7 protein-coding genes are annotated in these 11,157 nt (G+C 39.4%); 4 read left to right on the top strand and 3 right to left on the bottom strand.

Annotated elements, in window-relative coordinates:
* Positions 1-2: 2 nt before the first annotated feature.
* From LB454_RS13565 to LB454_RS13555, 3 genes are read right to left on the bottom strand one after another with little or no spacing between them, the layout of a single operon-like run.
* The gene (locus tag LB454_RS13565; protein ID WP_224465220.1) at positions 3-1,295 is read right to left on the bottom strand and encodes an amidohydrolase family protein; all 1,293 of its coding nucleotides are present in this window, start codon (positions 1,293-1,295) and stop codon (positions 3-5) included.
* Between the two features lies 1 nt (position 1,296).
* On the bottom strand, positions 1,297-4,287 hold the full coding sequence (locus LB454_RS13560) for an amidohydrolase family protein (RefSeq protein ID WP_224465219.1): 2,991 nt from the start codon (positions 4,285-4,287) through the stop codon (positions 1,297-1,299).
* An 11-nt stretch (positions 4,288-4,298) separates the two neighbouring features.
* A complete protein-coding gene (locus LB454_RS13555) occupies positions 4,299-5,402 on the bottom strand; it encodes a DUF3810 domain-containing protein (RefSeq protein WP_224465218.1) in 1,104 nt (367 codons plus the stop codon).
* 139 nt (positions 5,403-5,541) lie between these two features.
* Here LB454_RS13555 and purL point away from each other — a divergent pair, with 139 nt between their 5' ends.
* From purL to LB454_RS13535, 4 genes are all read left to right on the top strand, one after another.
* Positions 5,542-9,198 (top strand): phosphoribosylformylglycinamidine synthase, encoded by a 3,657-nt coding sequence (gene purL, locus LB454_RS13550; protein WP_224465217.1) that lies wholly within the window; start codon positions 5,542-5,544, stop codon positions 9,196-9,198.
* Between the two features lie 3 nt (positions 9,199-9,201).
* Positions 9,202-9,702 carry a cupin domain-containing protein gene (locus LB454_RS13545; RefSeq protein ID WP_224465216.1) on the top strand — a complete coding sequence of 167 codons (501 nt, stop codon included), beginning with the start codon at positions 9,202-9,204 and terminating at the stop codon, positions 9,700-9,702.
* A 10-nt stretch (positions 9,703-9,712) separates the two neighbouring features.
* Positions 9,713-9,880: a hypothetical protein gene (locus tag LB454_RS13540; RefSeq protein ID WP_224465215.1), complete on the top strand. Its 168-nt coding sequence runs from the start codon at positions 9,713-9,715 to the stop codon at positions 9,878-9,880.
* A 132-nt stretch (positions 9,881-10,012) separates the two neighbouring features.
* Positions 10,013-11,146 (top strand): hypothetical protein, encoded by a 1,134-nt coding sequence (locus LB454_RS13535; protein ID WP_224465214.1) that lies wholly within the window; start codon positions 10,013-10,015, stop codon positions 11,144-11,146.
* Positions 11,147-11,157 lie beyond the last annotated feature (11 nt).

The following is an 11,157-nucleotide window of genomic DNA, read 5'->3' as shown; positions in this document are numbered from 1 at the left end:
AACTACTCTTGATACTTTTTAGAATACCGGTCGCTCAATTCAGTTTGATGTGTCTCCAGACTCACGTCTCTACCCTGGATGTAAACTTTGTCCATGATGTTTCCCTGCATATCCAGCGCATCGCCTTCACTTATAAACAAGGTTGCATCCTTACCTGCTTCCAGAGATCCAATTTGATCTTCCATTCCAAGAATTTTTGCAGTATTCAAAGTAATCATTTGTACAGCCAATTCTTTTTCAACTCCAAAAGCGGCAGCGGTTCCAGCATAGAAAGGCAAGTTTCTGGAATTCATCCGTTCCATACGTCCACTGCCTTCCAGCGCTACCAGTACGCCAGCATCGCTCAATAACTTTGGCAATTTATAAGGCAAGTCGTAATCATCATCTTCAAAACTTGGATTTAAATGAGTACGTTGTACCAACACCGAAACATCATTAGCCGCCAGATCCTCTGCCACTTTGTAGGCGTGATATCCTCCAACAATCGTCACTCTTTCTAAATTCATTTTTCGCTTAAAGCTAATGGCATCTTTGATTTCTTTTTCACCATCAGCATGAACGAACAAGGCTTTGGATCCATCAAATAAGCCTGCCATGGCTTCAAATTCTAGGTCTCTTTCCTTTGAACCTGGAACATAAGTTTTAGCATTTTGGAAATAAGCAACCACTTCATCAATCTCTTTGGTGTACTCTTTATTTTTTTCCCAAACTCGATTGGAATCCGACCAGCTTCCACTTAGGCTAAATCCGCTTGGCCAGTTCAAATGGATGGCATCGTCCTTCTTGATCACAGCATCTTCCCAGTTCCAGGCATCAAATTGTACCACCGAAGATGTTCCAGAAATACGACCGCCCTGAGGAGTGATTTGACCCATCAAAACGCCATTGGGACGCATGCTTTCCACCACCTGACTCTCTGCATTGTAAGCGATCAAGCTTCTGACGTGAGGTAACATTTTACCCAATTCATCTTCATCATCTGTCGCAGCTACAGCATCGATTTCAACCAGACCTAAAGTAGCATTAGGCGCTATAAAGCCTGGATAAACGTGCTTACCTTCAGCCTTGATTTGGTTACCCTTCGCTTTGGACACATCCGTTCCAACGTAAGTGATTTTGCCATCTTCAAAAACGACCACAGAGTTCTCAATAACTTCTGTATTTCCAATGTGGGCAGTCGCTCCTACTATTGAAATGGCTTCCGTTTGTTTTGGAGCTGGGGTTTGTTGCGCCTGAGCAGAAAAAACCAAGGCCAGTGCAACAATACAGCTCGTCAATATATGTTTGTAATTCATCTTATTCGTGTATATGGTTAATGTCATCTAGACTGTCGCAGTGTAGAAATTCTTTTTCTTTTTTCTTGATCGGTTGTGTTTTTAGGCCTTTATTTTTGGCTTTCATCATTTTATTGATCAAGAATTGTCTTTCTTTCTGAATTTGATCGCGCATCGCTTTATCTTTTTCGATATCAAAATACACCACACCGTCAATAATAGTTTTCTCTGGTTTAGCATAAATGGAAAGCGGATCTGAATTCCAAAGGACAACATCTGCATCTTTTCCTACTTTGATACTTCCTACGCGATCGTCCATATGAAGTAATTTCGCTGGGTTGAGCGTCACAAATTTCCAGGCCTCTTCCGCAGAAACGCCTCCGTACTTCATTGTTTTTGCAGCTTCCTGGTTAAGTCGTCTTATCATTTCGCCATCATCACTGTTGATAGCTACAGTAACCCCTTGATTGTGCATAATCGCCGCATTAAAAGGAATAGCATCTTTTACTTCATATTTATAGGCCCACCAGTCACTGAAGGTTGAAGCACCCGCTCCGTGTTCCTTCATAATATCTGCGACTTTATAACCTTCCAAAATGTGGGTAAACGTGTTCACAGTAAAGTCAAACTCTTCTGCTACTTTCATCAACATATTGATTTCACTTTGCACGTAGGAGTGACAACTGATGTGTCGCTCTCCGTTTAAGATTTCTAGTAAAGTTTCCATCTCATCGTCGTAACGGTAAGGCTTTCCAGAAGCTTTTTTCTCACCATAAGCTTTGGCTCTGGAGAAATAATCTCTGAAGACTTGCTCAACACCCATCCTGGATTGAGGGAATCTCGAGTTTCCTCCCCAGTTGGATTGCTTTACGTTTTCTCCCAATGCAAACTTGATTGATTTTGGCGAGTTGTCGTAAATTAAATCCTCAGCATTTTCTCCCCACTTTAGCTTCAAAATGGCAGATCTTCCTCCTATCGGGTTGGCAGAACCGTGCAAAAGCTGAATGCTCGTTACACCGCCAGCCAAAGATCTGTAAATACTGATATCATCTGGATCTACAGCATCTTCCATAGTCACTTCAGCAGAAGAATTGTGCCCCCCTTCATTGATTGAAGAACCAGCAATGTGTGAGTGCTCATCTATAATTCCAGCAGTCAAAAACTTGCCAGTCCCATCAATAACTTCAGCTCTACGATCACTCAGGTCTTTTCCAATTTTTTCAATTTTACCGTCTTTAAGTAAAACATCTGTATTTTCCAAAGTTCCTTCAGACTCACCTGTGATAACGGTAGCATTTTTAATCAAAAGTCGCTCTGGCTGTGAACTTGCAGCATCTCTGCCATAAGCAAGATTTGGATAAGACATAGATAGCATTTCCTTATCATCGCCCTCCTCTTCTTCCGTATCGTCTTCGTCTTTTTCTGAAGACTCAGATTTTTTCTTGGTGGCTTTAAAGGTAGTTGCGTCGCCGTTGGCTAAAATAGCTTTACCGCTAAAACTCTCTTGAAAAGCTTCAATCTTTGAAGATAAAATCGCGTATTCTTCTTTAGACTTATCCTCATCACTTAAGATTAAAGTCATCCAGTCGTCTTCGTAGGTTAACTTACTGCCTAGCTTTAAGGTATCTAGTTTGACTTCAGCAGAAAATTTATCTGACTTGTTTTTGATGCTTAAGTCGTATGTTTTTCCATTGAATACTAAATCATAATCTCCTGAAATGTCCACAACATTTAGTGGCTCCAAACTGTGTTTTTGGCCCTGAACCCAGTTTTCATAAATTTTAAAATCATCTTCAAAAAGTTCATCGGAAGTAATGATAAAGTTAGCCAACTTGCCTTTTTCTAAAGTTCCCAAAAGCTCGGAAGCTCCAATAGCTTTGGCTGGCTGAGTGGTTAATCCCGCGAGCGCTGTGCTTTTATCCAGACCGTGTTCTACTGCTTTTTTCAAATTCTTCAGCAATTCGTCTGGGGACTTTAGTCCTTTGGATGTAAAAGAAATATCAACACCGTTTTCTGCAAGTATTTTAGCATTCGCTGGCGCATACTGCCAGTGCTTCATGTCTCCCAGGGAAAGGTATTCTCTCAAAAATGGGTCTTCGACATCATAAGCATCAGGAAATTTCAAAGGCAATACAAAATGAGCGTTGATTTTTTTCAAATCTTCAATTCTTTTGTACTCGTCTCCAGAACCTATAATGGTGTACTGAACACCAAACTGATCACCAACTTTATCTGCTCTAAAGGCATTGAGGTAATCGTCTACAGAAAATAATTGGGGCAAGTTCTTTTTGGCCAAATAAGCTTCTATAGCCAGGTCCTTTTCTTCTATAATGCCGTTTTCATAAGCTTTGGCATCATGATAAAATTGTCTCAAAAGTGCCGTAAAGCCCATGATCGAACTTGGGTAAGCCTGGCGAGATTGCTTGCTTTTACTAAAAGCATAATACATCCCAGACTCTTCTCTCAATAGATTTCTATTGAAATTTTCACTTTCAGCCAGGGCAAATAAAGCCCCACTTCCTCTTACAAAGCCATCGTTGATGTGCGTGTTCACTGCACCAAAACCAGCTTTACGCATAGTTTCTGCAGTTTTCTCATCAAATTTGAAATGCGAGGTTGCCGACTGCTCTGGTCTCACGTGATCATTCCAATAGTAGCCTTTTCTGTTGGGATCGTATTGGGGTTGTGAGGATCTTGGCGCACTTTCAATATCTTTTATGCCAAAATCTGAGTAAACCTCAACAAAAGAAGGATACACGTGTTTGCCTTTAGCATCAACTTTTAAGGTGTTTTCTGGAAGTTTCACATTTTTACCAACATCCACAATTTTCCCGTCCTTAAACAACAACGTTGCATTTTCAAGGGTTTTGGATGGAGAAATATGAATTATGGCAGATTCTACTGCGATGTAATTGCTGGATTTGGTTTTAACCCCTGTATTATCAGGAAAATAGTCCTGCGCAAAAAGGCCAAAACTCAATAAGCAAAATAAAAGAAAGACGTTTTGTTTCATTGAAATTTGATTTAGTGATTAATAGTTTGTTTTTGTTGATAGTAATTAACAAGCAAAGCCACAACATAATTGTAACTTTCGATGCCTTGTGGCTGATTATTGACTTTGAGGTAATTGCCGTAAACAGTTTCCATAACCAACTCCACGGGACCGCTGTAGGCTTGCCAAAATTCTTGAACTTCTTTATAATTTTTCATGACTCCAGGATTGAGTTCTTCAATAAGAGCTTCAGATAAAAGAGGATCTTTTTTGTACATGTCATTGAGACTATACTTTAAAGAAAAAGTTAAACCCGAATAGCGCAAAAATTGATTTTCATCTTCCATCGTGATAATTGCAGCGATAAAATTGGCTTCATTTTCTTTAGAAAAACCCAGCTGATGCCCAATTTCATGAGCCATTGTAGTAGGCAGCTTGTATTTTGGAATTTTATAATTGTACTGAGCTTCATTCGTAAATGGATTGACATAACCACTAAAACCAGCATAAGATAATGGTAAAGAAAACAGCGATTTTTTAACATTCTCCACCCGATATGGAATTTGTAAATCTTCATTTTTGGAACGCTTGTAAGCTTCAAAAACCGATTGCTGAAGTTGATTTTGAGTAAATTCATACTCAACCTTTAAACTATCATTTTCAGTCAATTCTGAATGTAAGGTGTTGGTTTTTTGAATCAAATCACAAGCAAATTCGTGTAATTCCTCTTTGGTATAGTCTGTTGAAATCCCTAACGACTCATGCAGCGGCAATCGATAATAATTGAATCCCCAAAACAGATGAAAAAGAAAATAAATCAAGGATAAAAAAGCCACTGCTTCCAAAAGTCGCGACTTTAGTTTTCTAAATCTGCCCGTCCTGAAATTTCTGGTGGGTTTTCTTTTAAATAAGTTAATGACCCAAAACAAAATGATGATCACCAAAGCTGAATAAAACAGGTCTCCAATCGAAAATGGAATCCATGAGGTCAAATAATGCTGAATTTGAGAAACGAATACGAAAACCTTACGACTGTAAATCTCCTCTACCCAAAAGGGATTTTGCTTTAAAACATAAATCAGAAGCAACTGAATGGGGAAAAATAAAGCAAGAAATTTTAAAGTGATTTTTTTCAAGTGAAAATTATATTTGTGGCTGAATAGTATTGATACTATAGGATATACCTAAAAACTCAAACTTAACTAAATTTTAAAAATACTCACATATTTATCGTAATTTTGAAGGCTTTAAAATACAACTCAAATCCATCAAGAAATGATCATTTTCTTTAAAGCTGAATCGACGCGCTATTTTGCAGTTTCCATCGATAAACGTCCAGATTACGAAACCATCAAAAAATTCAAATGGGTGTTTGGCAATGCGCAATTCATCGATGAAACTCATATTGAAGGTCAGTTTGTTGGCCCACGACAAGTTATGATTACACCCTGGAGTACCAATGCGGTGGAGATTACTCAAAACATGGGTATAGATGGTGTTCAACGGATTGAAGAATTTTATGAAGTCACGTCAGAACAGAAGGATTATGATAAAATGCTTTCTCAAAGTTACGATGGGTTAAAACAGGATATTTTCACCATCAACATACAGCCAGATCCCGTTCTTGATATTGAAAGTATTTCGGACTACAATCAAAAAGAAGGTTTGGCTTTGAGCGAGGAAGAAGTGAGTTATCTGGAGTCGCTCTCCAAAAAATTAGGTCGAAAATTAACCGATGCGGAGGTCTTTGGCTTTTCACAGGTCAACTCGGAGCACTGCCGACACAAAATCTTTAATGGGACCTTTGTCATCAATGGCGAAGAGCAACCAGAATCGCTTTTTAAACTCATCAGAAAAACATCTGAAACGCATCCCAACACCATCGTTTCGGCCTACAAAGACAACGTAGCCTTTGTAAAAGGACCGCAGGTAGAGCAATTTGCCCCTACCCGTCCTGACATCGCTTCAGAATATAAAAATTCAGCTTTCGATTCTGTGATTTCCTTAAAAGCAGAAACCCATAATTTTCCAACCACTGTGGAACCCTTCAATGGAGCAGCCACAGGAAGTGGTGGTGAAATACGAGACAGACTGGCCGGTGGTAAAGGTTCTTTGCCTTTAGCTGGATCTGCCGTTTATTTGACGTCTTATCCTAGACTTAGAGACGATAAATCCTGGGAGAAAGCGATTCCTAAACGGGAATGGCTGTACCAGAGCCCTTTGGATATTTTAATCAAAGCTTCCAACGGCGCTTCCGATTTTGGAAATAAATTTGGTCAGCCACTTATCAATGGCTCTCTGTTCACGTTTGAACACGAAGAGCATGACCGACTGATGGCTTACGACAAAGTCATCATGCTAGCAGGTGGCGTTGGCTACGGAAAAGCGAATCAGGCGCTGAAAGACGTTCCAAAAAAAGACGATGACATCGTTATTCTTGGTGGTGATAACTACAGAATTGGTATGGGAGGTGCTGCGGTTTCTTCTGCAGATACTGGAGCATTTGAAAGCGGAATCGAACTCAACGCCGTCCAAAGATCCAATCCCGAAATGCAAAAACGCGCTGCCAACGCCATCCGCGCTATGGTAGAGCTCGAAGAAAATCCTATACGTTCCATCCATGATCATGGCGCCGGAGGTCATCTCAATTGCTTGAGTGAGCTCGTTGAAGACACTGGCGGTCATATTGACATCGACAAACTACCCGTTGGAGATTCTACACTTTCTGCCAAAGAAATCATTGGCAACGAATCTCAAGAACGTATGGGGCTTGTGATTGGCAAAAAAGACTCAGAGTTTCTAGAAAAAGTCGCTATACGTGAGCGTTCACCGATGTATCGCGTAGGGACGGTGACCGATGATCACCAGTTCATCTTCAAAAATTCTAAAACTCAGGAAAAACCATTGGATCTAAAGATGGAAGACATGTTTGGAAGTTCTCCAAAAACCATCATGACCGACCAAAGAGTTGAACGAACCTATTCCAATCCTGAATTGGATTCCAAAAACATATACGCTTATGTCGAGCAGCTGCTTCAACTGGAGTCTATTGCCTGCAAAGACTGGCTCGTAAATAAAGTCGACCGCTGTGTATCTGGACGAGTGGCTGTTCAACAAACTCTTGGACCATTGCAAGTGCCTCTTAACAATTGCGGTGTAGTTGCTTTAGATTACAACGGCAAAGAAGGCGTTGCCAATTCCATTGGCCACTCGCCTATTTCAGGCTTGATCGATCCTGTAGCTGGGGCAAAAAATTCAATCGCTGAAGCCTTGACCAACATCATCTGGGCACCGCTAGAAAATGATTTGACGTCAGTATCTCTTTCAGCAAACTGGATGTGGCCATGTAATAATGAAGGTGAAGATGCCAGATTGTATGATGCAGTAAAAGCGGTTTCAGAATTTGCTATTAATCTGGGAATTAACGTGCCCACAGGGAAAGATTCCTTGTCGATGAAGCAACGCTACAAAGACCAAGAAGTGCTTTCACCTGGTACCGTCATCATTTCGGCTGCAGGACATTGCAATGACATCACAAATGTGGTCGAGCCGATGTTTCAAAAAGACGCAGGCTCCATTTACTATTTAGACTTTTCTAAAGATAATTTAGAACTTGGTGGCTCTGCTTTTTATCAATTATTGAATAAAGTTGGGAATAAAGCACCTTCTATAACTAATGATGCAGAATTCAAAACGAAGTTCAACGCCATTCAACACTTAATCAAAGGACATAAAATCGCCAGTGGTCACGATATTTCTTCTGGTGGATTGATCACGACTTTGTTAGAATTATGCTTTGCAGAAAATGATTTGGGTGCAGAATTAGACTTCAAGGCATTCAAAGAAAAAGACATCGTCAAACTCTTATTTGCTGAAAATTCTGGACTAGTTTTCCAAGCCCATGGCGATTTGACATCAGATTTTAAAGAACTTGGCATCGAGCCCATTTATCTTGGGAAAGTTAATTCTACAGGTCAATTAACGATTGCTCACAACGAGAAATCGTTGAACTTTGATGTCGATACCTATAGAAATTTCTGGTTACAAACCTCTTACGAATTTGATAAGCATCAAAGCGGAGAACAAAAAGCTAAAGAACGTCACGATAACTTCAAGCATAATGGCTTAAACTTTAAGTTTCCAGCTCACTTTGATGGCAAATTAAAATCCGTAGAGGGCAAACGCGTCAAAGGTGCCATCATCAGAGAAAAAGGATCTAATTCTGAACGTGAAATGGCTAGAGCCATGCATTTGGCTGGATTTGATGTGAAAGATATCCACATGACCGACTTGATGTCTGGTGCAGAAAATCTGGAAGACGTACAGTTTATCGCTGCCGTTGGAGGGTTTTCCAATTCTGATGTTTTGGGCAGCGCCAAAGGCTGGGCTGGAGCTTTCAAATACAATGAAAACGCAAATTTAGCTTTACGCAATTTCTTCAACAGAGAAGATACCTTGTCGATTGGGGTGTGTAATGGATGTCAGCTGTTTGTAGAGTTAGGTCTCATCACACCGCATCATGACGAAAAACCAAAAATGCTGCATAACGATTCTGGTAAATTTGAATGTCGATTCACCGCAGTAACGATTGCTGAAAGCAACAGCATTATGCTAAAAAGCCTCGAAGGATCTACTTTAGGCATCTGGGCAGCTCATGGTGAAGGAAAGTTTCATCTTCCACTAGAAGAGAACCAGTACTCAATACCTGCAAAATATTTCAAAAAGGAATTTCCAGTCAATCCAAATGGCTCAGATTACAACGCTGCAATGTTGTGCGATGAAACAGGCAGGCATCTCGTCATGATGCCACACTTGGAACGTTCAACCTTTGCCTGGAACTGGGCACATTACCCTAAAGATAGAAAAGCAGACGAAGTTTCGCCATGGATTGAAGCCTTTCAAAATGCTAAAAACTGGCTTGAAAACGCATAACTTATGTATTCCAAAGAACAGCTAATTGAAAAATTAGACTTACAAAAACACCCTGAAGGCGGATACTTTAAAGAAACCTATAGAAGTGAAATTTCACTTTCCGGATCTAGTTTGCCTTCAGAATTTGACTCTGCTAGAAGTGCAAGCACCTGCATTTACTTTATGTTGACCTCGGATGAATTTTCAGCCTTTCACAAGGTGAATCAGGATGAAGCCTGGCATTTTTATATGGGTGAGCGTATTTTACTTCACATGATTTCGCCAGAGGGTGAGTATTCTAAAGTCAATATCGGAAGTGATTTTTCTTCAGGTGAAACCCCTCAATTTGTAGTTCCTGCTCAGCACTGGTTTGCTGCTGAAGTAAACAACGAAAACAGTTTTGCACTTGTAGGCTGTACAGTTGCTCCAGGCTTCGATTTTAAAGACTTTGAATTAGCTGAACGCAAGCAACTTCAAAAGAAATTCCCAAAACATTCTGAGCTTATCAAAAAACTCACTCGCTAATTTTTCAACTTTGAAAACTAAAGTCTGTTCTATTTGTGAAGAAGAATTTGACGTACTGTACCGCATTCAAATTCAAAAGGGAAAGACCTGGATTTTTGCTTGCAAATCTTGTGTCGAAAAGCATCAAAATGATGCTAACTATAAATATGGCGGAACCTGGAAAGGGAAAAGACATTAGTTTTTTTCTTGCTGGTCTTAAAGCCCGTTTTGGTCCATTTCAATAAACTTTTGAATTTATAAAAAGTTCTTCATTAGTTTTTTTTCAGTCTTTTAATAATTGATTAATTTGAAATTTTTAAAAAACCAGTTAATGAAAAAACTTTTCTTTTTTTTATTTATACCGCTTTTAAATTATGGCCAAGAAAAACCCATAGTCAATATTGGTGGTGCTTTGCGCTATAATTACCTTATCAGTTCTTGGGATTCTGATCAAAAAGATATTGGTGGAGATTTTGTTTACGACTTTTTTCGAATAAATGCAGAAGCTTCATATAAAGATGTTTATTTGAACGTAGAATACCGCGAATATTCCCCTGATTTTGGTGGAGGCTTTTTAAAGCAAGGCTGGATGGGTTATTCTTTCAACGAGCAGGAAGATATTCATATTGGACTTACCCAAGTTCCGTTTGGTATTCAAACTTACAATTCACATAACTGGTTTTTTAACCTGACCTATTATGTTGGTCTGGAAGATGACCATGACCTGGGAGTTAAATACATGAACATAGGAGATAAATTTGAATACCAACTTGCTTTTTTTAAAGGTTCAGAGTTATTTGACTTGGGAGGAGCCAGAGAAGTTGACCCCCAACGTTATGCCTATGATATTGTAGGAAATAACAAAGAGGTCAATCAATTTAATGGGAAATTGATTTACAAGACTGGTGAAGATTTCAAGCACAGGTTTGGGTTATCTGCTCAATATGGAGGATTATATAATATTGAAACACAAGAAATGGGGGATCATCATGCACTGTCTCTTCATCATGAGGTAGATTTTAAGCGTTGGAATTTAAAAACTACCGTTCTTACAGCTCGTCATAATCCCATGAATGCAGAAGGAGAAAGCAGAGATATCGTGAGGATGGGTGCCTATGGTTTTCCTTATGATGTAGCCTCAGATTTTGAAATGTATACAGCAGCCATATCTTACTCCTTACCTGTGGAGCTTGGCCCCATAAGTAATTTAGAATTTTATAATGACTTTGGGTACATGGATAAAAGAGCATCTGGTTTTAAAAATACGGCGCAAAATGTTACTGGAATTCTTGTTACAGCTGGGGATATGTATATTTACGTAGATTATGCTGCAGGATACAACCATTCCTGGTTTGGAGGGGATTTTACCAACGAATTTGGAGAAGGGAAACCTAACTTAGGTTGGGAATCAAGATTTAATGTCAATTTTGGCTATTATTTCTTAACAGATAATAAGTCAAGATAAATCTTTAAAAA

Source organism: Psychroflexus montanilacus (genome assembly GCF_020164535.1).
GTDB classification, from domain to species: domain Bacteria; phylum Bacteroidota; class Bacteroidia; order Flavobacteriales; family Flavobacteriaceae; genus Psychroflexus; species Psychroflexus montanilacus.
Note: the sequence above shows the minus strand (reverse complement) of the source record. Positions and strands in the feature narration are given on the sequence as shown.